Source organism: Neorhizobium alkalisoli (assembly GCF_002968635.1).
Taxonomy (GTDB): domain Bacteria; phylum Pseudomonadota; class Alphaproteobacteria; order Rhizobiales; family Rhizobiaceae; genus Neorhizobium; species Neorhizobium alkalisoli.
This window is the reverse complement of record NZ_PVBN01000007.1, coordinates 46,911-72,267: the sequence shown is the minus strand read 5'-3', so window position 1 is coordinate 72,267 and position 25,357 is coordinate 46,911. Positions and strand designations below refer to the sequence as shown.

General features: G+C 59.9%; 22 protein-coding genes. 9 read left to right on the top strand and 13 right to left on the bottom strand.

The window, feature by feature from the left end; all coding sequences use genetic code 11:
* Window positions 1–4 precede the first annotated feature (4 nt).
* Window positions 5–2,059, bottom strand: coding sequence for a hypothetical protein (locus C5L13_RS16570; RefSeq protein ID WP_105384400.1), 2,055 nt, complete (start codon window positions 2,057–2,059; stop codon window positions 5–7).
* Window positions 2,060–2,167: 108 nt separating this feature from the next.
* Complete coding sequence (locus C5L13_RS16565; protein ID WP_158693470.1) at window positions 2,168–3,892, bottom strand: hypothetical protein; 1,725 nt, start codon at window positions 3,890–3,892, stop codon at window positions 2,168–2,170.
* Window positions 3,893–4,639: 747 nt separating this feature from the next.
* On the opposite strand from C5L13_RS16565, the gene C5L13_RS16555 reads away from it, so the two are divergent.
* Both C5L13_RS16555 and C5L13_RS16550 read left to right on the top strand, forming a co-directional pair.
* Window positions 4,640–5,335: a helix-turn-helix transcriptional regulator gene (locus C5L13_RS16555; RefSeq protein ID WP_158693469.1), complete on the top strand. Its 696-nt coding sequence runs from the start codon at window positions 4,640–4,642 to the stop codon at window positions 5,333–5,335.
* Window positions 5,277–5,810, top strand: coding sequence for a hypothetical protein (locus C5L13_RS16550; RefSeq protein ID WP_245571306.1), 534 nt, complete (start codon window positions 5,277–5,279; stop codon window positions 5,808–5,810). Before C5L13_RS16555 ends, C5L13_RS16550 begins: the two co-directional genes overlap by 59 nt.
* 60 nt (window positions 5,811–5,870) lie before the next feature.
* Here the strand turns inward: C5L13_RS16550 and C5L13_RS16545 are convergent, their stop codons facing one another.
* Window positions 5,871–6,587, bottom strand: a complete 717-nt coding sequence (locus C5L13_RS16545; RefSeq protein WP_105384396.1) for a FadR/GntR family transcriptional regulator — start codon at window positions 6,585–6,587, stop codon at window positions 5,871–5,873.
* Window positions 6,588–7,204: 617 nt separating this feature from the next.
* Here C5L13_RS16545 and C5L13_RS16540 point away from each other — a divergent pair.
* The 5 genes from C5L13_RS16540 to C5L13_RS16520 are packed head-to-tail and all read left to right on the top strand — an operon-like array spanning window position 7,205 to window position 12,467.
* Complete coding sequence (locus C5L13_RS16540; protein WP_245571304.1) at window positions 7,205–8,797, top strand: ABC transporter substrate-binding protein; 1,593 nt, start codon at window positions 7,205–7,207, stop codon at window positions 8,795–8,797.
* 7 nt (window positions 8,798–8,804) lie between these two features.
* Complete coding sequence (locus C5L13_RS16535) at window positions 8,805–9,902, top strand: ABC transporter permease (protein ID WP_205836847.1); 1,098 nt, start codon at window positions 8,805–8,807, stop codon at window positions 9,900–9,902.
* A 5-nt stretch (window positions 9,903–9,907) separates the two neighbouring features.
* Window positions 9,908–10,840 (top strand): nickel transporter permease, encoded by a 933-nt coding sequence (nikC, locus tag C5L13_RS16530; RefSeq protein ID WP_105384395.1) that lies wholly within the window; start codon window positions 9,908–9,910, stop codon window positions 10,838–10,840.
* Window positions 10,837–11,688, top strand: coding sequence for an ABC transporter ATP-binding protein (locus C5L13_RS16525; protein WP_105384394.1), 852 nt, complete (start codon window positions 10,837–10,839; stop codon window positions 11,686–11,688). Before nikC ends, C5L13_RS16525 begins: the two co-directional genes overlap by 4 nt.
* A gap of 2 nt (window positions 11,689–11,690) precedes the next feature.
* A complete protein-coding gene (locus C5L13_RS16520; RefSeq protein WP_105384393.1) occupies window positions 11,691–12,467 on the top strand; it encodes an ABC transporter ATP-binding protein in 777 nt (258 codons plus the stop codon).
* Window positions 12,468–12,482: 15 nt separating this feature from the next.
* Here the strand turns inward: C5L13_RS16520 and C5L13_RS16515 are convergent, their stop codons facing one another.
* From C5L13_RS16515 to C5L13_RS16485, 7 genes are all read right to left on the bottom strand, one after another.
* Window positions 12,483–14,357, bottom strand: coding sequence for a GH39 family glycosyl hydrolase (locus C5L13_RS16515; RefSeq protein ID WP_105384392.1), 1,875 nt, complete (start codon window positions 14,355–14,357; stop codon window positions 12,483–12,485).
* A 31-nt stretch (window positions 14,358–14,388) separates the two neighbouring features.
* A complete protein-coding gene (locus tag C5L13_RS16510; protein WP_105384391.1) occupies window positions 14,389–15,228 on the bottom strand; it encodes a 5-deoxy-glucuronate isomerase in 840 nt (279 codons plus the stop codon).
* A 1-nt stretch (window position 15,229) separates the two neighbouring features.
* Window positions 15,230–16,291 carry an ABC transporter ATP-binding protein gene (locus C5L13_RS16505; RefSeq protein WP_105384390.1) on the bottom strand — a complete coding sequence of 354 codons (1,062 nt, stop codon included), beginning with the start codon at window positions 16,289–16,291 and terminating at the stop codon, window positions 15,230–15,232.
* A complete protein-coding gene (locus tag C5L13_RS16500; RefSeq protein ID WP_105384558.1) occupies window positions 16,288–17,352 on the bottom strand; it encodes an ABC transporter ATP-binding protein in 1,065 nt (354 codons plus the stop codon). Before C5L13_RS16500 ends, C5L13_RS16505 begins: the two co-directional genes overlap by 4 nt.
* Window positions 17,327–18,469 carry an ABC transporter permease gene (locus C5L13_RS16495; RefSeq protein WP_105384389.1) on the bottom strand — a complete coding sequence of 381 codons (1,143 nt, stop codon included), beginning with the start codon at window positions 18,467–18,469 and terminating at the stop codon, window positions 17,327–17,329. The genes C5L13_RS16500 and C5L13_RS16495 overlap by 26 nt, the downstream gene beginning before the upstream one ends.
* Before the next feature lie 13 nt (window positions 18,470–18,482).
* Window positions 18,483–19,469 (bottom strand): ABC transporter permease, encoded by a 987-nt coding sequence (locus tag C5L13_RS16490; protein ID WP_105384388.1) that lies wholly within the window; start codon window positions 19,467–19,469, stop codon window positions 18,483–18,485.
* An 88-nt stretch (window positions 19,470–19,557) separates the two neighbouring features.
* Window positions 19,558–21,483 (bottom strand): ABC transporter substrate-binding protein, encoded by a 1,926-nt coding sequence (locus C5L13_RS16485; protein WP_105384387.1) that lies wholly within the window; start codon window positions 21,481–21,483, stop codon window positions 19,558–19,560.
* A gap of 235 nt (window positions 21,484–21,718) precedes the next feature.
* On the opposite strand from C5L13_RS16485, the gene C5L13_RS16480 reads away from it, so the two are divergent.
* Complete coding sequence (locus tag C5L13_RS16480) at window positions 21,719–22,690, top strand: LacI family DNA-binding transcriptional regulator (RefSeq protein ID WP_407070438.1); 972 nt, start codon at window positions 21,719–21,721, stop codon at window positions 22,688–22,690.
* Between the two features lie 23 nt (window positions 22,691–22,713).
* Complete coding sequence (locus C5L13_RS16475; protein ID WP_105384385.1) at window positions 22,714–24,027, top strand: alpha-L-fucosidase; 1,314 nt, start codon at window positions 22,714–22,716, stop codon at window positions 24,025–24,027.
* A gap of 167 nt (window positions 24,028–24,194) precedes the next feature.
* Here the strand turns inward: C5L13_RS16475 and C5L13_RS16470 are convergent, their stop codons facing one another.
* From C5L13_RS16470 to C5L13_RS16460, 3 genes are all read right to left on the bottom strand, one after another.
* A complete protein-coding gene (locus tag C5L13_RS16470; protein ID WP_105384384.1) occupies window positions 24,195–24,488 on the bottom strand; it encodes a hypothetical protein in 294 nt (97 codons plus the stop codon).
* A gap of 116 nt (window positions 24,489–24,604) precedes the next feature.
* Window positions 24,605–24,847, bottom strand: coding sequence for a hypothetical protein (locus C5L13_RS16465; protein ID WP_105384383.1), 243 nt, complete (start codon window positions 24,845–24,847; stop codon window positions 24,605–24,607).
* Window positions 24,848–24,910: 63 nt separating this feature from the next.
* Complete coding sequence (locus tag C5L13_RS16460; protein ID WP_105384557.1) at window positions 24,911–25,105, bottom strand: hypothetical protein; 195 nt, start codon at window positions 25,103–25,105, stop codon at window positions 24,911–24,913.
* Between the last annotated feature and the right edge of the window lie 252 nt (window positions 25,106–25,357).

Below are 25,357 nucleotides of genomic sequence, written 5' to 3'. Positions count from 1 at the left end.
CCCTTTAGCCAAGCACATGTTGCAATCCGTCGTTCTGATAGTGCCCGTCGTCCTGTTCTGCGGGCGTGACGCCCGGTTCTTCAAACTCGCCGTCCAGCATGCTGTCGTCCAGAAAGACCACCGCCTCATTGACGAGCGTATCGGGATCCCCCGTCAGCAGTTCCGGCTGATGGGAAATCAATTCGGCCTGGAAAAGCGTTTCTTCGGAATATTGCTGCCCGCCGACATAGGTGTGCCCAAAGGAATCGAAATCGAGAATGGCAGCGTTGTTGATCAACGCATTTGCCCCTGTTGAGACAGTCCATGTGGCATCGGCTTGCGGATCGAGCGCATTCATGGCGAGCGCGATCTGGTCGCTATCTCCGACGATATTGGTCTGCTTGATGTATTGAATGTTCAGAAAATCGCCGCTGATATAAAGCACACGCAGTCCGCTGAGCCCTGCAAAGGCCGGATCGGTCAACACGCCCTTCGATAAATCGCTGCCTCCGGCGGCCATATCGTTGGCGGCATCGAGGTACGCGGAAGGCAGTTCCCCGAAGCGGTCTGCGCCACCGATGTTGTAGATATGCGCCTGGTTCCACAGCAGGTTTCCCGAACTGCCAATGCTACCCTGGCCGGTCGTCTCGAAACCTGACACTGCACCAACGACGTCGTTGTCGAACAGCACATTGGTCTGGTGGATGATATTGGCGTCATAGAGCGATCCTCCGATAATGATGAGGTCGAAGGAGAAACCGAGCTCGAAGATCGAGGTCTGGTTTACGCTCGTATTGTCGCCCGCGATCACGCTCGTCGTGACGCCTGACGAGGACAAAACCCCGACATCGTTGTCGGTCATGAACACGTATTGCTCGAGCCAATTGGTGATTAAAAGATCGCCTTGGATCTCGGTAACCACCCAGGCGCTTGGAAATCCGTCTGCGACGGCCTGATCGCCCGCGTTTTTCTCCAGCGGATCCGTGCGTTCGAACGTTGCCACGTTGAAAAGCTCGTTCGGGCTATCTTCGCTGTTCCACCCGCCGATTGCGGACGTAATGGAATCCGTATCCCAGATCGCATTCGTCTGAACGATCGCATTGATTTCCACATGGTCGCCGACCACGGCCGTCACGGTTGCTCCGGTCCAGAGGTTCTTCACCACGGCCTGGTTGACGACGGTGTTGTCCCCGGCCACGAGTTCGACCGAATTGTCGATGGTGATCGTGCCGTCTTCGGAAATCACCACGTTGGGCGGCGGTCCGTCATCTTCATCGGCATCACCACCTGCGGCGTTGTCCTCATCGGGGTCCTCGCCGGCGGGGTTCTCCGTATCCTCCTCATCCTCGAAGGAGAAGTAGTCTTCGAGCTTGGGAGCATCCTCGACGAGCTCGCCGTTGACATAGACGCCCTCGATGACGGTCGACTGCTCGACGAATGTTTCCATCGGACCGCCGGACACGACAACCAGTGCTTTCAGTTGGTCTGCCACGCTATTGATGACGTCGATGAGTTCCGCGCTGGAGCCCGGCATTTCCGGGTGGCCGATCGGCGCAGAGGAAAGCACATCGTCTGCGGCTTTCAGCAGAGCGGCGTCATCGATTGGATCGGGATTGAATACAAGATGGCTTCCACCGACATTGAAACTGTCGTCGTCGGACAATGACGCTGCCTGAAGGATATAGTTCACGACCGACCCTGGAGGCTCGATCGGCGGCATGGCGAAAGTCTGTCCGAGTCGCGCGCCCGGAAGAACCTCCTGCGGCTGTTCGGGCGGAAAATATTCCGAATCGTCCCTCACCACCGGAATTGGCGGGTGATGTTGCCATGAAACAAAGGAAGGGTGCTCTACGGGCCTGACATAAGCCGGAGCCTTGTAGGGGACATCGGGATCGAAGCCCAGAAACTCATACGGCGCGTCGAAACTCGATGGAACGAAGGAGTCAGTATGAAGATAATCTTTTTGTGTGTAGTAAGTGAAATCCGGGTAGGCATCCCGCTGTCGCGCCTCTTCGACCGTCGTGTGGAATAGGCCGATGAAATGCGCAATTTCCTCGGTGATCTTGTCCATGGTTGTCATGACACGGATCCCTTTACTGCCTGCCGATCATTTCAGAATGAGTGGACTGCGCAGAGACTGCGCAGTCCGTTGATGCGCCTCTAACAGGCGAGAGTTTACCTGGCCGCGTTAAGCGGAAGCGTCGTCGTCTTCGCCAATAGACGTGCTGGTCAGGCTGCCGCCAACAATCGTCATGTCGACTGCATTCTGCTGCAGGTTAGCGCCCATAACGATTTCCTGGTTGAAGGCAGTTGTTTCAACAAAGGCATCGGCCGAAGCGCTGCTCGTGCCGGTAACGTATCCGTCGTCACCGTTGTTGGAGCCCCAGGTGCCGCCGGCGCCGCCTGCTCCACCGTAGCCGGTGGTTGCAAAGCCGCCTGCACCCCCGGCAGCACCCGCGCCGCCGATAGCCCAACCGCCTTCGGCGTCACCGCCGATGCCGTCAGCCCATGCACCGCTGAGTGCATCGCCGCCTGCGCCGCCTGTAGCCCAAGCGTCGCCGCCTGTAGCATCGCCGCTCGTGGCATCGCCGCTCGTTGCGCCGCCGCCCGTGCCTGCACCGCCTGCTCCGCCAGCACCGCCGGTGCCGCTACCTGCACCAGCACCAAAGCCAGCGCCAATGCCTGCTCCGAGAGCATCACCACCAGCGCCACCTGCGCCTGCGGCGCCACCGGCCCCGCCACCACCACCGGCTCCACCGGCGGGATCGCCGCCGTCGCCAGCATTGTTGGCGCCGCCTCCGCCACCGGCTCCACCGGCACCGCCGTCACCGTCGGAGAAGATCGGGTTGATCAGGCCAATGCTACCAATCGTGTTGGTCGCGGCACCGGCATCACCACCGTTAGCGTTGCCAGCGTCGGAAGCGTCGCCGCCATCGGCATCACCGGCGTCGCCGCCGTTTCCGCCGTCGCCGCCTTCGCTGTCACCGCCGTCGTCGCCGTCACCTGCAAAAGCGAGGCCAGCTCCGAGGCCGAGACCAAGACCAAGGCCGAGACCAAGGCCGTCACCGCCGCGACCACCGTCGCCGCCCGTGCCGTCGCCGCCGTTGGCTTCACCGCTATCGGCATCGCCACTATCACCGTCGCCGCCGTCGGCGTCGCCGCCGTCGCCGTCACCGCCGGCTGCCGCGCTGGCTGCTTGGCCACCCGCGCCAATGCCGCCGAGAGCAAAGCCGCCCAATGCTGCGCCGCCGTTTCCGCCATCGCCACCATCGGCGTCGGCTTCACCGCCGCCGCCACCACCGCCACCGCCGGCCTCAATGCCTTCGGATGCGATTGCAAGGCCGCCGTGGGGATTTGCGTCGAGAGTGAACGTACCGTTGTTGCTGACCTGGGCGTTTTCGAGGTGGTCGTTGTCCTGGATATTGGCAACCTGCGAAATGACGTTGCCAACGTCGTTTCCGGCACCCGTAAGGGCGTCGTTCATGACATCGTCGATCCGGATGTTGAACATCCCGTCGATCTGGCTGTTTTGCATATCGACATCGGCAAAATCGTTGTCTTCCGGCAGATAGTCTTCGAGGTTCACTCCGACATCAACGGTGACGCCGACAGTGGTCTCATTGAGGTTTGCGTTCAGATTGGCATTGCCGTTCAGGTTGGCATTGCCGTTGCCGTTCAGGTTGGCGTTGCCGTTGCCGTTCAGATTGCCATTGCCGTTCAGGTTGCCATTGCCATTGAGATTGTAGGATTCACTGCTCTGGTGCTGACCTTGGCCTTGACCCTGACCCTGACCTTGACCCTGACCTTGACCCTGATGCTCGGACTGCTTCTGCTGTTGCTGTTCCTGCTGACGCTGCTGCTGTTCCTGGCTGTCGTCATCGAACAACGTGTTGAGGCTGCGTTTGTCTGCCATGACGGTATCCTCTTGTATTGCGACGCCTTGACCGCCATTCATCTTTTTTGGGATCTGTTGGTCGTCGCTGTTGGATGGCTACTGCGTAAGACGATGGGCGCGCATCAACGCGACCGTCGGCGGGTTTTCGGATTCCAATCTCTGATTTTTCAGATCCTCCCCTGTTTTCCCGGGGGGCCTCGAAGGAGCGCAACAATGAGGTGGCTACTTGCTACACGCGCCACCAAATCTGAGCGTTGGCTCTCCAATGCCTTTCGGGATGGCGCACACTGTGTCCCGATTAGGCAGAAGAAATAAGGTGATATATCGAGCTAGCGCGGTGGATCAACTGACTGTTGATGCTAACCCCATAGGCGTAAGGATATAAATAAGAAGACGTAGAGGTATTCCGGAGGTTTTCGTCTTACGGATGGGCAGTGATTGCTTCTAACTTGGAGAAATTAGCCTTCGATCATGCTTCGTTCCGGAAAGCGGAACTCAAGGAGCTATATTCCTTGCTAATTTGATCTAATCGATAGCTCATTCGGTCTATTCCCACCCTAGGAGACTTGGTTTACCGTTTCCTAAAAGAAGAATTCGAAACGTCTGTTGCGTATAGCTTCAACGAGGGGAGAGGGCCCAATCATGCAAGTTCCGCATAGCGTCTCGCAACATCTTGATGTGGATCTGGCAACAAAAGCCTTGAACAGAATGAAAGCTGTCAGGACAATACTATTCATTTGCTCGCCAGGAACAATATCTACTGCAATGACGGCCGCCATAGAGAGCGAATTCCCGTGGCTGTCGGTTAAAACCGTTCCCAGTCTGCCGTCCGCTTTAACCGAATTCGACAATCCGGTGGAACTCGTCATGGCAGATGTCGCACTCGCCCATGTCATAAAGGAGCATTGGCACAAGCTTGCCCGGCTTCATGCCGGCGCGACGCTCGCTTTCATCGGTAACGATGACGAGGTGCCGGCTGCAAACAGGATTGAGGATCTGGAGTTCGCGCAAGGCGTCGTGCCGTTCAATGTGAACCTCGACGTTTTCCTGTCGGCTCTGCGGATCATCCTCAAGGGCGGTACATATTTTCCTTCAAATCACCACCAGCAGCACAGAAGCCCATCCTGGGAAGGAATTGAGGATCGGACCGAAATGGAGCGCACCCAACCTTCGCTTGGCAGGTCTTCCGCCCAGATGATCGACAAGCTGACAAAACGTGAGACCGAAATCCTCGCCAGGATCGCGATGGGCAACCAGAACAAGATCATAGCGGCCGCATTGGGGTTGTCGGAACATACGGTGAAGATTCACATCCACAACATCATCACCAAATTGGGCGTGCACAATAGAACTGAGGTCGTCGCTCTCTATTTCGAGCATAGGCGCAAGGATAGTGCTGGCAATGCACCCGAATCGATCCACCGCCAGGACGGCGGCTCGCTCCCCGGCGATAAACTCTAGGCTTCAGGCCATACTGCTCCTGATCGGGCAGCTCAACTATACCTGGACCAATACCGAAAGCCTGCTGATCCATATGATTGCGGGGCTTGCCAAGGTTGATAAGGAGACGGCGATCGTCGTCTTCCTTACATTGAACACGACCCGGGCACGCATCGATCTGGTCGAACGGCTGGCCAAGATGAAAAAAACCTCGGTCGTCTGCAGGCGCGAAATCCTGGAGACGACGCAGCGCCTGTCGGACGAAGCGAAACTTCGCAACAAATACAATCACTGTATCTATTCGTTCGACCCCGACAGCGGTCGCAACCTTACCCAATCCATGCGCATCTTCGAAAGCAGAGACGAGATCAAATACGGGAAGATCGAAGAGCTCGATGCCAAGGAAATCGGCCGAATTCAATCGAGCATCAATTCCCTCGTCGAGATCAACCATATGCTTTGGAGCATTACCGAACGCTATGATTTTCCCAAATAGCGGGATGCCGAAACCAGGCAGGTAATCGACAGCGGCTCCGGCACACAGCTGGCATCCCATTCACGGGTCGCGTTGAGCGTCTGTGATACGTTCGCGAGCCTGAAGAAGATGGTACCGCATGTAGAGAGCCGCATGCTCTCCGTTGCTGGCTCGGATGGCCTCGACGATCTGCTGGTGCTCGCGAAGCACTGCGAGGCGCCGCTCGTCGGAACCGAGCTTCGTGAGCCCAAGGGCCACTCCCATGGAACCGCTGATTTCGCCTCGAAGATGTTCAAAAAGCGAGACAAAAAGATCGTTCCCGCTTGCGACCGCGACTTCACGATGGAAGGTAAAATCCTCCTCGCTGGGAGACTGGCCGTTCAACACCTTTTCCCGCAGCCGCTCGTTGGCTTCATTGAGATTGTGGAGATGCTGGCTCGAACGGCGTTCGGCCGCGAGTGACGCTGCGGCCGCTTCGAGCGCAAAACGCACCTCGAAGGATTTTAGGTAACCGGCGATATTGGATGGCTGCACAAACCGCGTGATGGCGGAGGGAGGGACAGCTCGCACGAACGTGCCGGAGCCACGGCGCGAATAAACGAGGCCATCGGCCTGCAGCCGGATCAGTGCCTGGCGGACGACCGGCCGGGAGACCGAGAAGGCCGAACAGATATCATTCTCCGCCGGCAGCCGATCGCCCTCCTTGAAAGAGCCCTTCAGGATCTGCTCCAGAATTTGGCCGTAGAGCTTGTCCGCCAGCCTTTCCTTGCGCGGTGGCGTCAATTGCAGTTCCGCCATTCAACACCTCCCTTTTCTTCTGGCTTCACGCGTGGTGCGGTTTCGCGGCCGCGTCAGCCATTCAGCCTCGTTTGGAAATTCCCTCGTCCGCCGAACTCGACACCGGCAGACCCAATCGGCATAGCCTATTCCATAGGACGAAAGCAAAGATGTCATCAAAAATTACTTATTGCGCGCCATTTTTTGCGAAATCTGAAATGTCAGTTGACAACTTCATGGGCTGCTTGTTAGCCTGCTTGAAATTGTCGAAGTGCATTTCGGCCATCTCGGGGAGGAGATAATCAAATGCAGCGGGCGGCACGCACCGACGAATAGCTACAGGCTCGGCGAACGACCTTGAGGTCGCAGGCCGGCTTTCCACTTCATCGCAGTCGCAGTTAGGAGCTGACAGACTTTGACGGTCTGGACGAGGATATTGCCGTGCCTTTCAGTCCCCTTTCGCGGGAGTTGAATATGCCCCGGCGCGTTCGCAGCTCGGGTCGCTCGGCATAATCAATCGTCCATGACGGAATATCTCGATCACATGGTGCCGACGGCTCCATTCTGGCTGTCCCGGAGGGCTCTTCGAGACAGCAACGACCTGAAGAGTTTCTGAGATTTCAAGTGGGAGGTTGAATATGATGAAGCATCTACTGGCGGCAGCATTCGTGGTCGCTGCCGCAACGGCGGTTCCCCAACACCAGGCACTTGCCGCCTCGCCGCCAAACATGCTGGTGATCGGCACCAACCTGACCGGTATCCGTACGCTGGATCCTGCCGACAACAACGCTCGGACGGTCTCCGAGCTGATTTCCAATCTTTATGACAATCTCGTTCAGCTTGCGCCTGACGATCTGCAAAAGCTGCAGCCGATGCTGGCAACGAAGTGGACCGTCTCGCCCGATGGCAAGCTGATTACCTTGACGCTGCGCAGCGATGCCGTATTTCAGAGCGGCAATCCAGTCACCGCGGAAGATGCGGCTTGGTCGATCCAGCGAGTCATAAAGCGCGGCCAGGTGGGCTCGACGGACATTGCCCTCTGGGGTTTTACCCCGGAAAATGTCGAAACGCTGGTCCGTGCCAAGGATGCTCAAACGCTGGAGATCGAACTGCCGATCCCGGTGAATTCCGATCTCGTCCTCTATTCGCTTGCCGGCTCCTCGATCGGCATCATCGACAAGAAAACGGCGCTCTCTCATGAGGCCAATGGCGACCTTGGCTCCGCCTGGCTTGCGGCCAATTCTGCCGGCAGCGGTCCCTTCGCTCTTTCCCAATGGCGGCCGAACGACATCGCCGTCTTCGACGCCCAGAAGAAATACTGGGGCGGAGCACCGGCCATGGCTCGTGTTGTCGCCCGGCATATCCCCGAATCGGGCAATCTCCGCCTGCAGCTTCAGGCAGGCGACGTGGATGTCGGTCAATATGTGGCCAGTGGCGACCTTGATGCACTGTCGAAGGATGACAAGATGGTCATCGACAGTGTCCCGGGCCTGGGCTTCTACTACATCGCCCTGAACCAGAAGGATCCCGATCTTCAGAAGCCGCTGGTTCGCGAGGCTTTCCAGCATGCCTTCGACTGGAAGGCAATTGCCGGCAACATCATGCGCTATACCGGTTTCCCATGGCAGTCGGTCGTGCCGCGGGGAATGATCGGCGCACCGAGCGATAGTACAGGCCGCTACGACTATGATCCCGCCAAAGCCAAGGCGCTCCTGGCACAGGCAGGTTATCCCAATGGTCTGAGCAAGACGTTGAACCCTTCGGGCGCTCCGACGCTCCCGCTTACGGAAGCGCTGCAGGCGAGCGCACGGGCAGCCGGCTTCAACCTCAATCTCGTTCCGGGCGAGTACACGCCCGCGTTCCGCGAACGCAAGTATGAGGTTCTGCTCGGCAACTCCGGCGCCCGCCTGCCCGATCCGTTCGCGGTGGCCACGCAATATGCCTACAACCCCGACAACCGGGACGAGGCGCGGCTTGGAAGCTACTATCTCTGGCGGACAGCCATGCAGGTGCCCGAATTGAATACCTTGGTCGATCAATCGATGAAGGAACGCGATGCCGGCAAGCGGACGGAAATCTTCAAAAAGATCGATGAGACCTACAAAAGCATGAACCCGCCGCTCATCGTCTTCTTCCAGCGCACCGACCCCTACGTCACGCGAGCCAATGTAAAGGGCTATCACGGGCATACGACCTGGTCGACGCGCTGGCACCATGTGACCAAGGAGTGAAGTTGACGTGGCCAGCGTGGACGTGACCACCCGGGAAAACTCGACGGCGCCAACGACGAATGGCCCGGTCGAAGGCGAGCCGAATGACGCCATGAAGCTCGCCGCCCGCCGCTTCTTAGGCCGCGTCTTCGCGGTTGCGACGACGCTGCTCGGGCTGCTTTTTCTGACCTTTTCCATGGGCCGCCTGCTGCCGGCGGATCCGGTTTTGGCAATCACCGGAGCGGAGGTCAGCAAAGAGGTCTACGACCGGGTGTTCAAGGAACTCGGTCTCGATCAGCCGATTTACATCCAGTTCCTGAGCTATGTAAAAAAGGTGCTTACAGGCGATCTTGGCGTATCCGCGATCACAGGCCAACCTATCGTCACTGATCTGATGACGATTTTTCCGGCAACCGTGGAGCTTGCAATCGTAGCCATGATCGTCGGTGCCCTGCTTGGTGTGCCGCTTGGCATTACCGCTGCGGTGCATCGCGGCAAGCTGATAGATCACGTCGCGCGCGTGATCGGGCTTGCCGGCCATTCGATCCCGACTTTCTGGATGGGTCTGATGGCCCTTTTCATCTTCTATGCCAAGCTGCAATGGGTCGGCGCCTCTGGGCGCGTCGACGTCTTCTACGAGGGGCTGGTGACGCCGGTTACGGGCTTTCTGCTGCTCGACTCCGCCCTGGAGGGGAACTGGGACGTTTTTCGCAGCGCACTTGGCCACATCATCCTGCCTGGTTCCATTCTTGGATACTACTCGGTCGCCTATATCAGCCGCATGTCGCGCAGCTTCATGCTGGAGCAGCTCAGCCAGGAATACATCATCACGGCACGCGCCAAGGGCCTCGCATCCCGCCAGGTCGTCTGGCGCCACGCCTTCCGCAACATCCGTGTCCAGTTGCTGACCGTTATGGCGCTGACCTTCGGGGGTCTGCTCGACGGGGCGGTTCTGATCGAAACCGTCTTTGCCTGGCCGGGTCTCGGACAGTATCTGACGCGCGGCCTGCAGATGAACGATATGAATGTCGTGATGGGTGCGGTCCTCACCATCGGGATCGTTTTCCTCATCATCAACATCACCTCGGATGTCCTCTACCGCATCCTCGACCCCCGAACACGGTGACAGCCATGACGATGCCCGTTTCACACCCTGGGCCCACGCCTTCCGGCATCCGCGGGTGGCTGCTCGCTCCCGAGCCGAAGGGCATGTTGCAGGCGCTGCTGCAGCAGCTCTATCAGGCCTGGCTTCGCTTCCGCGAACATCCGCTCGGCCTCGTCGGGCTGGTGGTTATCCTCCTCCTGATCGTTACAGCCACGGCGGCCCCCCTTCTTACCCAATACGATCCGATCGCCCAAAACATGGCCGACCGGCTGGCCCCTCCCTCTTTCGAGCATCTTCTGGGAACCGACAATTTCGGCCGCGACGTCTTTGCCCGCATCATCTACGGCGCCCGCACGACGCTCAACATCATTATCCTGGTGACGATCATCGTTGCGCCGATCGGTCTCCTGATCGGAACATGCTCCGGTTATTTCGGCGGCATCGTCGACGAAGTGCTGATGCGCATCACGGATATCTTCCTGTCCTTCCCCGGCCTCGTCCTGGCGCTGGGTTTCGCCGCCGCCCTCGGTCCCGGCATCACCAATGCCATCATCGCGATCTCGCTGACGGCCTGGCCGCCGATCGCGCGGCTCGCCCGAGCGGAAACGCTGAGCCTCAGGCAGATGGACTATATCGCCGCGGTGCGCCTGCAGGGCGCTTCGTCCGCCGCCATCATCATGCGTCACATCCTGCCGATGTGCATTCCCTCGGTCATCGTCCGCGTAACGCTGAACATGGCGAGCATCATCCTCACAGCAGCCGGGCTTGGCTTCCTCGGCCTCGGTGCACAACCGCCATGGCCCGAATGGGGCTCAATGGCCGCGACAGGTCGTGAATTCATGCTCGACAGCCCGTGGGTGATCGCAGCACCCGGCATCGCGATCGCCGCCGTCAGCCTTGCCTTCAACCTCGTCGGCGATGCGCTCCGCGATGTGCTCGACCCCAGGGGGACAGAATGACCGACCCGCTGATCGATATCCGCAACATGGAAATCAGCTTCGCCAACGGCTACGTGAAGGCGGTGCGTGGCGTCAGCTTCCAGCTCGGCCGCGAAAAGCTCGGTATCGTGGGAGAGTCCGGCTCCGGAAAATCAACCGTCGGCCGGGCCATCATGCGGCTGCTGCCATCCTCCGCGCGAACGACCGCGGACCGGATGACGTTTCACGACATAGATCTGCTGCGCGCCGGCGAGAAGCAGATGATGGATATTCGCGGCCGCCGGATCGGCCTGATCCTGCAGGATCCCAAGTATTCGCTGAACCCGGTCATGCGCGTCGGCGAGCAGATCGCGGAAACCTATCGGCTGCATTATCCGCAAGCCGGCAGAAAAACGGCGGAGAAAAAGGTCCTGGAGATGCTGGAAGCGGTCCGCATCCGAGATCCGCAACGCGTCGCACGTCTTTATCCGCATGAAGTCTCGGGCGGCATGGGGCAGCGCATCATGATCGCCATGATGCTGATCGCGGAACCGGAGGTGCTGATCGCCGACGAACCGACCTCGGCGCTCGACGTCACCGTGCGGCTTGACGTGCTGGCTCTACTCGATGAGCTGATCGCCCGGCGCAATCTCGGTCTTATCTTCATCAGTCACGATCTCAACCTCATCCGCAAGTTCTGCGACCGCGTGCTGATCATGTATGCGGGACGTATCGTGGAAGTGCTGAAGGCGTCGGATCTGGATAGCGCCAGGCATCCCTATACCCAGGGCCTTCTCGCCTCCTTGCCCTCCATCGAGAACCCTCCGTCGCGCCTGCCGACACTGACACGCGATCCCTCCTGGCTGACGCAGCCGACTATCGGAATATGATCATGATCGACGTTGAAAATCTCACCGTCCGGTTTGGCCCGAGAAGCCCGCTTGTGGTGAAAGGCGTGGGATTTTCCGTGCCTCGCGGCACGGCTTTCGGTCTGGTCGGCGAGTCCGGCTGCGGCAAGTCCACGGTGCTCCGGGCAATTTCCGGCCTTAACCGGAATTACGGCGGCCGGATTTCCTTGGACGGGCAACCGCTGGAGCCGAACCGCAGCCGCTCTTTCTTCCGCAGCGTGCAAATGGTCTTTCAGGACCCCTACGGCTCGCTCCATCCGCGCAAAACGGTCCGCTCGCAGCTGATCGAACCGTTGCGGAATCAGAACCTGCCGATCAATGCTCATATCGTCGAGGATGTCCTGAAAGCTGTCGGCCTCGACCCGGGCCTCGGCTACCGATTTCCACACCAATTGTCGGGTGGCCAACGGCAACGCGTCGCGATCGCCCGCGCGCTGATCCTCGATCCTCCTGTCCTGCTGCTGGACGAGCCGACGTCCGCACTCGACGTTTCGGTGCAGGCAGAAATCCTGAACCTGCTCGCCGACCTGCAGAAAGAGCGTGGCCTCACCTACCTGCTGGTCAGCCATGACATGGCGGTGATCGCGCATCTGTGCAGCCGCGTGGCAATCATGAATGCCGGCGAGATCGTTGAGGAAACAGGAATAGACCAGATCCGCTCAGGCGCGGTGGAACACCCCTATTCCCGCCGTTTGCTCTCGGCAAGCCACGCCTATGGCAAGCAGGAACAGCGATCGATCGAGGAGCTTATCTCGTTCTGACGGAAACGGGCCAGCTCACTCCGCGATGAAGCAGAGTGGGCTTTCCCGCCCAAAGGCATCGCGCGCCCGGACAGCATAACGCGCGCCAGGCGGCGGCGACACATGCAGGTACGCGGTCGAGATCAGCGCTACAGGATTGACCTTTTCAAACGTCCTTCCATCGGTGCTGGTCAGAACCTCGTAGAAAATGCCGGGACGGCTGTCCCCCGCGACCCAGAACAACATCCGCTGCTCTCTTTCGCCGAGACCACGATAGCGCGTGGCCGTCAGTCCGGTCGGAGCGGCCGGTGCCGCACCTTTGTCGGGAACCACCAGGATTTGCGTGAGAGAGGGCAGCGGTACGTCGAGATCGAGGCTGACGACGCCATTCTGCGCGGCGACGACGCTGACGGGATGCAGCAGCGCCGGCTCCTGTGCGCGTCTCAGCTCGGCGAACTGCGGGGCCGTCGGCGTGGTCGGCGCCCCCACCGGCTCCCATAGACCTCGTGGATTGCTCTCGTCCTGCTGGGCTTCCCATACCTCCATAGGGTTGGTGAACTCGCTGTCGACGCGGAACAAACACACCCCATACCGGCCAGACGCCAATCCGCCCACTTCAAGCCGCACCGACGTGCGCCCGGACTGATTGATCGCATCGACCGAATGGATCAGCGAGATGGAGGCGCCACCATCAACAAGCTTTGTCGGCAGGACGGCAAGTCCGTCTGCGTCCGGATCGAGCTTCGGATCCGCGGTCACCTGGCATATTGTGTCTCCCAGCGTTGCCAGCAGTTCAAGCGATGTCAGGCCCGGCTTCTTGATCTGCTCGAAGGGCGGCGCGGTGTCGATATCCGAAGCGAGCTTGCCGAGGTCCGTTTTGTGCTCCCACTGCGCCTTGGTGAAGTTGCGTGAACCGTAATAGGCGAAGATGGTGCGCTGGCCCCAGCCGCCGATAAAGGCATGGTCGTTGCTCAGGAAGGCATAGTCGGCCGCCTCGGTGGCGATGATGCGGCGATCATGCTGCTCAATGATCTTGGCGATGATCCCCGCATAGTAGGCCTTGCCGTGCCAGGAGTGATAGTCGCTCCAGCCGAGCTGCGGATCGCACTCGTCATTGACGATCGGCAGCCCGGCGAGCCGCGGATGGTTCTGCTTGAGATAATCGACGACCAAGAGCGTGCGGTCGACGATACCGTTGCTCCTGGGGGTCAGGTCCTCCTTGCTGCCGTTGACGCCCTTCTCGTGAATCGAGATGTAGTCGATGCGCGGCGGTCCGTCATTGGTCAGGCAGCTCACGCCGGAATCGCAGTGCTTCATCAAGGCGCGGAAGATGGGGGAGAGCGTCCGCGCGGTGCCCGGGCCGCCCATCGGCAGCGCCGGATTGACCGCGTCGAGCCCGGCGACGCAGGCGTCATAATAGTTGGTGTACCCCTTCTCACCGTAAGTCCACCAGCCGGAGTCCGCCTCGTTGGTGGTTTCGAAATACCAGCTCAGAAGCTCGTTCATGCCGTAGCGGCCGGCATAGCGATCGGCAACTGCGGCGACGAGGTCGCGCCATTGCTTCACCTGATCCATGTTTTCGTAGTCGGTGAAGATATTGCCCGGATTGCCCATCAGCTCGAAGAACGGCTTGAGCCGATGCTCGACCATAACGTCCACCGCGCGGTCGAGCAGCGACCAGTCGTATCTGGGATTTTCGATACCTCCGTTCACGGTCAGCAGGTTCAGCAGGTAGTGAACGCGCAAATAGCGGATGCCTTCATGCGGCACGCCGCCGAGATAGGCGGCCATCTGGCGCATTTCCGGCTCCAGCAGCAATTCCGCCGGGGAGAAACCCGTACCGCGCCAGAAGCGTTTGAACGGACGCACCGCCTGGCTCACGTCAACGGTTATCTTTGTGCGCTGGCGCATTCGTCGCAATCTCCTTGATCGATGGAAATGGTTATTTGAATTTGGCCCGCATCGCGTCGATGCCGGGAATGACCTGGGTCAGGTGTTCGTGTTTCGGGTCGAACCGCTGGACGAGCCCCCGGCGATGCTTTCCGACGAGGATGGTGAAGACATAGCTGCGATGTCCGGGCGAAGTGACCGTCGGATGATAGCCGCGGTCGAGCAGGAAGGTGTCGCCGCTACGGGTCATGAAGGTCTTCACCGGCCCGTCTTCTTCATAAACGATCTGCCCGCCAAAACCGGTCTCGGGCAGGAAGCGATAGTGATAGAGTTCCTCGTGATGACTTTCGGCGTCACCACTTTCGGTGTCGTGCTTGTGTGGCGGATAGCCTGACCAGCAGCCTTCGCCGGCATAGAGCTCGCTGACCAGCAGATGGCCGCAGCGTCCGTTCTGCCGCTGGCCGAGCAGGTGAGCAATGCGGCGCTGGCTGTGCGTATCGGGCGAACCGACATCGACCGCGTCGACCTCCTGAGGGCTGACGCGGAAGGGGGCATAGCGGGTCTCACATATGCCGCCGGCAATGGCGATCTCGACGCCGTCGGTCAACGCGGTGACGGTCACCTCGGCACCGACAGGCACATAGACGGAATCGGCATCGCCGGACCAGATATCGGCGCGCTGGCCCACTCCATCGAAGCGGAATCCGTCGACCTCGATATCGACCTTGCCCGAAAGCACGACGTAGAGGCTTTCGTACTGCGGCAGGCGCCTGCTTTCACTGCCGCCGGAAGGCAGTTTGAGCACGTCGAAATAGATCAGCTCCAACGTCGCAGAGGATTGGTCGACAAGCGGCCGGGTACGGGTCTCGTCACGGGAAATCAGTTCGGGCATTTCAATGCAACTCCGCAAATGCGTATTCGTCGAACGGGTTGAGCTTCAAGTTGTCGGCAAGGTGACAAGCGACCGAATGGTCACTCGTCGCAATCGACCGGAGCGGCGGCACATCACTCTTGCAGATGCCCGTGGCGTAGCGGCAACGAGGGTGAAACGGACAACCTGAGGGAGGATTGGCTGGATCCGCTACCTCACCGGCAAGATGGATGCGGCGGCCGCGGCGGCGGAGCCGGGGATCGGGGGTGGGAACGGCCGAGAGAAGAGCTTCGGTGTAGGGGTGGCGAGGACTAGCGAAGATGGCGTCGGTCGGCGCTTTTTCCACGACCCTGCCCATATACATCACCGCGACGCTGTCGGAGATGTGGCGAACCACCGAAAGGTCATGGGCGACGAAGAGGTAGGTCAGTCCGAAACGCTCCTGCAGATCCTGCAGCAGGTTGATGGTCTGCGCCTGTACGCTCACATCCAGAGCCGAGACAGCCTCGTCGGCGATCACCAGCCGCGGTTCGGGTGCCAAAGCGCGGGCGATACTGACGCGCTGCCTTTCTCCGCCGGAAAAAGCGTGCGGATAGCGATGCATGAATTCGGGTCTGAGCCCCACGCTGCGCATCAGCTCGGCCACCCGATCCTCCAGTTCCGAGCCCGTTGCGATACCGTTCACCTTCAGCACCTCGCCGATGATGTCGATGACCCGCAAGCGCGGGTTAAGCGAGGATTGCGGGTCCTGGAAAACGACCCGGATATCGCGATGGATTTCTTTCAGCGCCGGTCCGGATAATGTGGCGAGATCGATGGGCGCACCGCTGCGCCCGGTATAGCTGATCTCCCCTCCGGTCGGGTGATAGACGCGCAGGATGGTGCGCGCGAGCGTCGACTTGCCGCAGCCGGATTCACCGACAATGCCCAGCGTCTCGCCCCTGTTAACGCTGAGCGATACCCCGTCCACGGCCTTGATATGGCCGACGATGCGCCGAAATGCTCCTCGACGGATTGGAAAATGCATCTTGAGGTCCCGCAGCTCGAGTAGCGGGCTCTGCCGGTGGTCGGCGTCAACCGTCATGGGTTCTCTCCGTGCAGAAGGCAGCTCGCCACATGGCCCTCGGATATCGTTATCGGCTCGGGAACCTCCCGATCGCAGAGGCCATGCACCGCCATCGCGCAGCGCGGATGGAAGCCGCAGCCCTGCGGACGTTCGAAAGGCGAAGGCACCATGCCGTCGATGGTCGGGAGCCGCGTCGCTCCACCGGCATGCATGCGCGGGACTGATTGCAGGAGCGCCTTGGTGTAGGGATGCGCGGGGGCATGGAAAATCGTGTCGACGTCCCCGGTCTCCACGACCTTGCCGAGATACATCACGACGACCTCGTCGGCGATCTCGGCCACCACGCCGAGATCGTGGGTGACGAAGAGCACCGACAGATTGAAGTCGGCCTGCAGCCTCGAAAGCAGGTCGAGGATGTTGGCCTGCGTCGTCACGTCGAGTGCGGTCGTCGGTTCGTCGGCGATCAGAAGTTTCGGGCGGCAGGAAAGCGCAAGCGCAATACAGACGCGTTGCCGCATGCCGCCGGAGAACTGGAATGAATAGCTCTCCATGCGCTCCGCCGGGCGAGGAATACCGACGAGCGCCAGCGTCTCGATCGCATGCTCTCGCGCTTCCCGCCGGCCCATCTTCAGATGCAGGCGAATGACCTCGACCATCTGGTTGCCGATGGTATGAAACGGAGAGAGCGCAGCCATCGGCTCCTGGCTGATCAAACCGATTTGCGCGCCGCGGAGCGCCCGCATCTCCTTGCCGCGCGGATCAAGCTTGACAATGTCCAGGGGCGGCTGCGCCGGATCCGGCCTGTAGCGGATGGCACCGGACACAATGCGGCCGCCGCGCGGAACCTGATTGAGGATCGAGCGCCCGGTGATGCTTTTTCCGGAACCGGATTCGCCGACGACACAGACCGTCTTGCCGCGGGGGATCGAGAAAGACACCCCGTCGACAGCCTTTACCAATCCGGCATTGCCGAAGAAATGGGTGCGCAGGTTGTCGACCTCGATCAGCGGGCTTGGCATGCCCCCCCGCTCTCGAACCACGGCGGACATTTGCTTAATACTCATAGGGGTCTGCAGCATCGCGGATTCCATCCCCGAGGAAATTGAGTGCAAGGACTGTGATGATCACTGCCAGTCCAGGCAGGAACAGCCATGGCGCGCTGGAGACCGCGAGAATGTTCTGCGCCTCCTGCAGCAATACGCCCCAGCTCACCACCGGCGGCCTCAATCCGATGCCCAGGAAGGACAGCGCCGTCTCGGCCAGGATCATGGTGGGGATCGCCAGCGTCACCGAGGCAATGATGTGGCTCATGAACGATGGCACCATGTGCCGCCAGATGATCCGCATCTTGGAACAGCCGTCGAGTTGTGCGGCGATCACGAAATCCTCGGTCTTGAGTGACAGGAAGCGACCGCGGACGACGCGCGCCATGTCGGTCCAGCCGATCAGCGACAGGATGATCGTGATCCACAGATAGACCGTGACCGGGTCTGTGCTGATCGGAACGGCGGCGGCTAGCCCCATCCAGAGCGGGATCGTCGGTATCGACTTCAAAAGCTCGATGCCGCGCTGGATGACATCATCCACCCAGCCGCCGTAGAGGCCGGATATCCCGCCGAGAAAAATGCCGAGGATCAGACTGATGGTCACGCCGACGAGGCCGACCGACATCGAAATACGTGTTCCGTGAATGGTTCTGCTGAGCACGTCGCGACCGAGCCGGTCTGCGCCAAAGAGATAGAAGGGCTGGCCCTGCTCGAGTGGACCGATGAAACGGCGATCCGTCTCGAACAGTCCCCAAAATCGATAGGGTTCGCCCCTGACGAAGAAGCCCACGGGGATGATCACGCTCGGATCGGTAACGTAGGTGCGGTTAAGCGCGATCGGGTCGATCTTGGCGGAATATCCGTTTACATAAAGCGGATGGAACGTGCCGTCGGCATCATAGCCGGCAAACCTGATCTGCTGTGGCGGCGCATAGGTGAAGCGCGGATCGTAGGCCTGCTCGGACGTCGGCGCCAGGAATTCGGCGAAGGCGGCGACCAGATAGACGAGCAGGATGACGACCCCGGAAGCCAGCGCCACCCGGTGCTGACAGAAGCGCCACCAGATCAGGCGCCATTGCCCCGCGGAAGCGGTCTTGTTCTTGGCGGCTCGAGGCTGAGGGATGGCCGTTGCGACAGTCTGATCGGTCATGGGCTGCCTCCTTTCAACCGTTGCGGATCCGCGGATCCAGCCATGCGAGAAGCACGTCGGAAACCAGCGTACCGATGAGGGTAAGGACGCTCATCAGCAGGATGATGCTGCCGGCCAGGTACATGTCCTGGGCAAACAGTGCCGTGAGCAGCAGCGGCCCGGTTGTTGGCAGGCTGAGCACGATGGACACAACGACTGCGCCGGAGACGAGATGCGGCAAGACCCAGCCGAGCGTCGAAACGAACGGATTGAGCGCCGCGCGCACGGGATATTTGAGCAGCAGCCGCGTTTCGCTGAGGCCGCGAGCTCGAGCCATGTCGACATAGGGTTTGTTGAGTTCGTCGAGCAGGTTCGCCCGCATGATACGGATCAGGGCCGCCGTCGCGCCGGTACCGAGCACGACGACCGGAATCCACATATGCTTCATCAGATCCCAGAGCTTCCCCCAGCTCCAGGCGGCGTTCATGTACTGGGGTGAGAAAAGCCCGCCGATGCTCAGCCCGAAATAGTGGGCGCTGAAATACATGAGCACCAGCGCCAGCAGAAAGCTTGGAATGGCAAGACCGAGGAAGCCGAAGAACGTGGCGATGTAATCCCCGAGAGAATACTGCCGCACGGCCGAATAGATGCCGATCGGGAATGCGACCGCCCAGACGAAGATCAGCGTGATGAGCGATACCACCATCGTCAGGTTCAGGCGCGACCAGATCAGCTCGCTGACGGGCTTGTTCCAGTCGAAGGACTGTCCGAAATCGCCACGCAGCAGGATACCGCTGATCCATTTCCAATATTGGACGATCAAGGGCTGATCCAACCCGTAGCGCTCCCGCAGGCCTGCGATCACGCCGGGATCGATGGTTTCGTTCTGCGATGCCAGCCGAGCCGTCAAGGCGGTCAGAAAGTCGCCTGGCGGCAGCTGAATGATGATGAACGTCACGATCGAAATCGCGAACATCATCGGGATCATGTAGAGCAAGCGCCTGATCAGGAAGCCGGCCATTTCCTCGCTCCTCGCGGTCTATGTGGGCAAAGCGCCAACGACACGGAACAGGGTGGCGGCGGAACCTGCCGCCGCCCTCCTCGGGAGTTTACTTTTGGTAGTAGAAGGTCTCCGGCTTTACCGGCCCCGGGATCATGTAGAACGAGGTGCTCGGGACGACCTCCGGAACGTTGCGCATGTTCTTCTTGACGATGCCAACACGGTCGGGCTCGAGATTGGTACCGATGATGTAGAATTGGTCGCGTGTAATGGCGAGCAGTTCCTTCATTGCGGCGAGCTGCTGTTCGAGCGTCGCGCTCTGCTGCACCTTCCGGTAAAGATCCATCTGCTTCTTGGCCTCCGCGCTCGGCTCCTCGGCATTCGGATCCTTGGGATTCTGGTAATAGAGACCCCAGGCTGTGGCGAAGCTCGATTCATATTCATGCGGGAAATACCATTTCGGATCGAGCAGCCCGAGGAAGTCGTAGCCTCCGCCGCCGACCCAGCCGATGCCATCATTCTCGTTTGTCTGGAGGCGGGCGAAGATGAGCGAGCGTTCGGTCGGGCGCGGCTGCATATCGATGCCGACCTTCCTCCAGTAGCGCTGGATCAATTCGAGCGCGTCGCTCTGAATCGGGCTGCCCGTCAGCACGTCTATCGCGAAGGTGACGCGTTTACCTTCCGGCCCTAATCTGTACCCTTCGGCATCGCGGGTCGTCAGCCCTGCCTTGTCCAGATACTCGTTGGCAAGTTTGACGTCGTATTTCAGGTACTGGGTCGCCATCTGCTCGTCGTAGAGCGCGCTGCCCTCGCGCGGAGCTGCCTGGTAGGGCTTCGCCTGGCCCGCGTAGATGAGCTGGTTGAGTTCCTCGCGATTGATCGCGTGACTGAGCCCGATGCGAAAGTTCTTGTCGGAAAAGATCTTGCGCAGCACCTTGTTCTTGTGGGTCTGGTTCAGCGTGATGAGCAGCGCGTTCGACCAGGCCGGACGGGCGACAAAAAGTCCGTAGCCGCCTTTTTCCCGGTTCTGCACGATGACTGGGCGGGCGTCCGTGGTTTCGATGAAGCGGTTCTGCATGTCGATCTCGCCGTTGATCGCCTTCAGAATGATCGCTTGCGTATCCTCCATCACGTCGATGGTGACCTTGTCGAAATAGGGAAGCTGGTTTCCGGCGGTATCGACTTTCGCATAGTAGGGATTGCGCTCGGCCACGACCTGCGACGTGCCCACATAAGGCGCGGTCAAGATCCAGGCGTCCAGCACCGGGCGACCGAGGTCGCGCCAGCGACCGGGGAACAGGATCTTGTTGTTGAAAAGCTGCACCCAGTCGGCCGCACCGGCCTGCTTGACCAGCGCGCCGACACCTTCCGGATTGAAGCCCTTGTGGAACTTCTTGAGGTAGTGGGCCGGTGAGCCAGCAAGGATGTCGGCACCGCGGATCGTGGCCATGTTCATCAGGAACAGGCCGTTAGGCGCCTTGAACTTGAAGACGACTTTATAGTCGCCGAGCTTTTCGACCTTCACCGGCTCGCCGCCGGCCGTCAGCCATGCAGGTGACGAGGGCGTGATTTCCTTGTTGCGCAGAACATGCTCGTTCCAGAACACCAGGTCGTCGGCAGTAAAGGGCTGGCCGTCGGACCAGCGGGCGCCTTCGCGCAGCGTGAATGTATATTCCGTGGCGTCGCTGTTTACCTCGAAGCTCTCGGCGATATCGGGAATGACCTGCGTCCATTCCGGATTCCAACGCACCAGCCGGGTATAGCCGATCGAACGCTCGATCTCGCTGTCACCGCCGCCGAATGTGGCAGTACGCCAGGTACCGCCATAGGTGCCGACCGATTGGAGCGGCGTGAGTACGAGCGGCTTCGCCGGCAGGCGCTTGTCGACCGGGGGCAGCTTCCCCTGATCGACGAGCGCTTTCATCTCCGGAGCCTCCTGGAATGCAAATCCGATGCCTGCCCAGCCGGTGCTGACAACAAGCGCCAGAACCGCGACCGAAACAGCCTGCCCTTGCAAAAAACGTACGAGCTTCATCATTTCCTCCCGATGTGAACCCGTGGAACGTTATCGTTATCGTTTATTCCTTCTCCTCATTCACTTTACGTTATCGTTACCTCAATCCATAGTCAAATCGATTCCATATTGCGCTGCAAACGAGCCATTCTTGCAGATTTTGCTTGGCTTTCCCATATCGCGTGTGCGATATCGTTATCGTATCATTTCGAGGTGTACGTTGAGCCGGACAACAGATTTCGAATCGAAGATCACCATCGCCGAGGTGGCTCGCGCGGCAGGCGTGTCCCCCATGACGGTTTCGCGCGTGCTGAACGGCCGCGGCGGAGCCAGCGCCGAAACCAGCGAGCGCGTATTATCCGCCGCCAACCAGCTGAACTACCGGCCCAATCCCTTTGCGCGGGGTTTACGGTCCGATCGATCGAAAACCATCGGATTTCTGGTTCCGGATATCACCAATCCGTTCTTTCCCGAGATCATCCGCGGCGCGGAAGACGCGGCCAACGCAGCCGGCTACAATCTGCTGCTGTCAAATGTCGTGGAAAGCAGCAAGCGCGAGGCCGAGCTGATCGATGCGTTTCTTATCCACCGCGTCGATGGGATCATCGTTTGCAGTCCCCGCCTGCCGGATTCTGCCTTGCACAAGGCGCTCGCCCCTCACCGCGCGGCGGTGCTTATCAACCGCGAGGCGCCGAAGGATGTCGCCGGCACCATAATGACCGATTATGAGTATGGCGCATCACAGGCAATCAACCATCTGGTGGAGCGCGGCCGGCGCAATATCGCAATCATCGCCGGGCCCCGCAATTCCTATGGCGGCAAATGCCGTCTTCTGGGGATCGGCAAGACATTGGCCGAACACGACATGAAGGCGCCGGAGCCCGTCTATTGCGACCCGACGGTGGCCGGCGGGCGCACCGCAGCGGAACGGCTGCTAGCTGCAATAACCGGCCTCGACGCGCTTGTCTGCTACAACGATCTCAACGCAGTCGGCGCCATGCAGGCCTGCCGCGCCGCAGGCATCGCCGTGCCGCATCAAATGGCGCTGATCGGTTTCGACGACATCCCGATTGCCGAACTGATGTCCCCGGCTCTGACGACGCTGCGCGTGCACAAGCGTGAGATGGGCGAGGCAGCCGTACGGCTTCTGCTCAGCCGCATGATGACCAAGAACAAACAGCACGGAGTGGTGATCGAGCCGGAGCTGATGGTTCGCGAGACGACCTGATTGACCGATGGGAGGAGTTTTCGATGAATATGCAGCACCTGCCGGCCTTAGCCCTGCCGGATGAAAAGAAAGCATGGTTCGTGCATGACCGTTTCGGTCTCTTCGTCCACTGGGGTCTCTACGCACTGCCGGCGCGGCACGAATGGGTGAAGAGCCGCGAAGAGCTGAGCGACGCGGACTACCAGAATTATTTCGATCATTTCGATCCCGATTTATATGATCCCCGCGACTGGGCCAGGCGTGCCCGCGCCGCCGGCATGAAATATGTCGTGCTGACCTCCAAGCACCATGAAGGCTTCTGCCTCTGGGATACCAAGACCACCGACTACAAGGCGACCAATACTCCCTACGGACGGGACCTCCTGGGCCCCTTCGTGGAAGCGTTTCGGGCGGAAGGACTGAAGATCGGCTTCTACTATTCGCTGATCGACTGGCATCATCCGGATTTTACCATCGACCCGCGGCATCCCCAGCGCAATCATCCCGACGCAGCCAAGATCAACGAGGCGCGCGACATTCGCCGCTATGCCGCCGTCATGCGCGAGCAGGTTCGCGAACTGCTGACCGGTTTCGGTCGGATCGACATCATGTGGTTTGATTTTTCCTACCCCCAATGGAAGCAGGGCGATCTCGTCGGCAAGGGCCGAAAGGATTGGGAGAGCGAGACACTGGTACGCTTGGTGCGTGAACTCTCGCCGGATACGATCATCAACAACCGCCTGGATCTTGCCGATCTCGCACCGGATATCGTAACCCCGGAACAGCACGTGCCCCGAGCCTGGCCGGAGCGGGACGGCAAACGTGTAACCTGGGAAGCATGCCACACGTTCAGCGGCTCTTGGGGCTATCACCGCGACGAGGACACGTGGAAGAGCCCGGAACAGCTGATCCAGCTCCTGATCGGCAGCGTGGCGATGGGCGGCAATCTCTTGATGAATGTCGGGCCGACCGCGCGCGGCACCCTAGACCATCGCGCCACGGCTGCGCTGGACGTTTATCAGGAGTGGATGGCGCTGCATGCGCGCAGCATCTATGGCTGCACGCAGTCCGAATTTTCAGCACCGCTCGATTGCCGGCTGACGCAGAACGGCGATCGCCTCTACATCCACCTTTTCAACTGGCCCTTCAAGCACCTGCATTTCGATGCGCTGGCGGGCAGGATCAAATACGCCCAGTTCCTGCACGACGGCAGCGAGGTGGCATGGCTCAAGCCCTCGGGCAACACGCTCTTCAAGAACAGCCAGTTCCCCGTCGGCGAAGACATGGTAAGCTTCGTCTTGCCGGTACGCCGGCCGCCGGTGACGGTACCGGTCATCGAAGTTTTCCTGAAAGCGTGACCGGTGCCCAGACGGGGCGCGCCAATCAATCTGGCTTCCGCTCGGCCCGTCGGCACCCCGCCCAATACCTGATCGCAAGGTCCCCGTTTACAAAATCGCCGCTCCATCGGTTGAAGGACGAAGCGGTTTAGCGGGAAGGACTTGAGGGCAAGGGTAACTGCCCGGATTTATTTGTTCTTCAGAAGCCACATCTTGCCCACCATGGTGATCCCGTGGGCGGCTTCCTCTGTTTTGACATCGGGATTGAGGCTGCGCAGAAGTCCGAATTCCCGCAGCGCGTCCAATGTCGCTGTCGTCAGAAATTTGATCTTTTGCGGCCGCTCCCGAAACCGGTCGTTCCTTGCGTAGGTGACGACGGCATTCAGATGTGTCCACTTGTTGCCCTCCTGCGGAAACAAATCTCCGTCCTTGGCAAGCTTCAGGCCTCGGATCTGGGCGGGCGTAAGCGTAATCGTGTTCAATTTTCAGTCCTTGAATGGGTGGAGTAATCTTTTGAAACCGCTCACTAGGCGGCTTTAGTTGGTCCGGAGAGCCATGGAGTCGGCCCGTGAAATCCGCATCCCGCGGCGCCTCAACCTCACGATCGCCTTGTCAACGGATATCCCTCGGCGTCGTAGAGCTTGCGCATCTGCACACCGTCGAAACGGGCTTCCTCGACCTCCAGTACGGAGCCTCGAAGCAGGGAAGCCGGCATGTCCTCGATTGCGAAACGCAGTGCTTCTGCGGCAGAATCGAACCGTTTATAACGAAGGCTGCTCCGCCTCTTAACGGTCTTGCACGGGTAAAGTCCCGCGCCCGCATTGTAGTCGAAAGCTGCCATGTCTTGTCCCTTGCAACAGGAGAAGTTGTCGGGAGGCCATTGACTTGACACCCCGGAGAAATTTCAACGGAAAAGGGAAGTCAGGCCGACGCTTGCAACCCGCTTTTCGAGACGCTGCTGCATCTCGGTGAGCTTTGTCTCCCGTCTCCGGAGAATTTGCCTGCTGCGCAAGTCTTGCAGCTTGGCAGCATTGGAACCTTCTTTGGCATCCGGGCGCTTGAACAGGCCTTCGGCGGCATGGCTGACGGTATCGATCATGATGGCATCCTTGCTATGGCCTGCGAGACGAAACAACGTCAGCTGCAGGCGCTTCCAGCCAATAGGCCGGAATTCGAAACGTTTGCAAAATCAGGGTTAGCCAAGCAACCGGCTGAGCCGGGAGGATCAGGTAGCCGAAAAGGCTGAAACGTAGAACTTATATAGCGATGTAGAGCATCTCTTTCAAGGCGTTTACAGATGACCAAAGCATTGCTTGCCAAAGATGGGGACGCAGTCCAAGGTGATGTGTCG

Coding starts and splice junctions, on each gene's coding strand:
- C5L13_RS16570 (WP_105384400.1), bottom strand. CDS start 2,059: ATGACAACCATGGACAAGATCACCGAGGAAATTGCGCATTTCATCGGC.
- C5L13_RS16565 (WP_158693470.1), bottom strand. CDS start 3,892: ATGGCAGACAAACGCAGCCTCAACACGTTGTTCGATGACGACAGCCAG.
- C5L13_RS16555 (WP_158693469.1), top strand. CDS start 4,640: ATGACGGCCGCCATAGAGAGCGAATTCCCGTGGCTGTCGGTTAAAACC.
- C5L13_RS16550 (WP_245571306.1), top strand. CDS start 5,277: ATGCACCCGAATCGATCCACCGCCAGGACGGCGGCTCGCTCCCCGGCG.
- C5L13_RS16545 (WP_105384396.1), bottom strand. CDS start 6,587: ATGGCGGAACTGCAATTGACGCCACCGCGCAAGGAAAGGCTGGCGGAC.
- C5L13_RS16540 (WP_245571304.1), top strand. CDS start 7,205: ATGATGAAGCATCTACTGGCGGCAGCATTCGTGGTCGCTGCCGCAACG.
- nikC (WP_105384395.1), top strand. CDS start 9,908: ATGACGATGCCCGTTTCACACCCTGGGCCCACGCCTTCCGGCATCCGC.
- C5L13_RS16525 (WP_105384394.1), top strand. CDS start 10,837: ATGACCGACCCGCTGATCGATATCCGCAACATGGAAATCAGCTTCGCC.
- C5L13_RS16520 (WP_105384393.1), top strand. CDS start 11,691: ATGATCGACGTTGAAAATCTCACCGTCCGGTTTGGCCCGAGAAGCCCG.
- C5L13_RS16515 (WP_105384392.1), bottom strand. CDS start 14,357: ATGCGCCAGCGCACAAAGATAACCGTTGACGTGAGCCAGGCGGTGCGT.
- C5L13_RS16510 (WP_105384391.1), bottom strand. CDS start 15,228: ATGCCCGAACTGATTTCCCGTGACGAGACCCGTACCCGGCCGCTTGTC.
- C5L13_RS16505 (WP_105384390.1), bottom strand. CDS start 16,291: ATGACGGTTGACGCCGACCACCGGCAGAGCCCGCTACTCGAGCTGCGG.
- C5L13_RS16500 (WP_105384558.1), bottom strand. CDS start 17,352: ATGCTGCAGACCCCTATGAGTATTAAGCAAATGTCCGCCGTGGTTCGA.
- C5L13_RS16495 (WP_105384389.1), bottom strand. CDS start 18,469: ATGACCGATCAGACTGTCGCAACGGCCATCCCTCAGCCTCGAGCCGCC.
- C5L13_RS16490 (WP_105384388.1), bottom strand. CDS start 19,469: ATGGCCGGCTTCCTGATCAGGCGCTTGCTCTACATGATCCCGATGATG.
- C5L13_RS16485 (WP_105384387.1), bottom strand. CDS start 21,483: ATGAAGCTCGTACGTTTTTTGCAAGGGCAGGCTGTTTCGGTCGCGGTT.
- C5L13_RS16475 (WP_105384385.1), top strand. CDS start 22,714: ATGAATATGCAGCACCTGCCGGCCTTAGCCCTGCCGGATGAAAAGAAA.
- C5L13_RS16465 (WP_105384383.1), bottom strand. CDS start 24,847: ATGGCAGCTTTCGACTACAATGCGGGCGCGGGACTTTACCCGTGCAAG.
- C5L13_RS16460 (WP_105384557.1), bottom strand. CDS start 25,105: ATGATCGATACCGTCAGCCATGCCGCCGAAGGCCTGTTCAAGCGCCCG.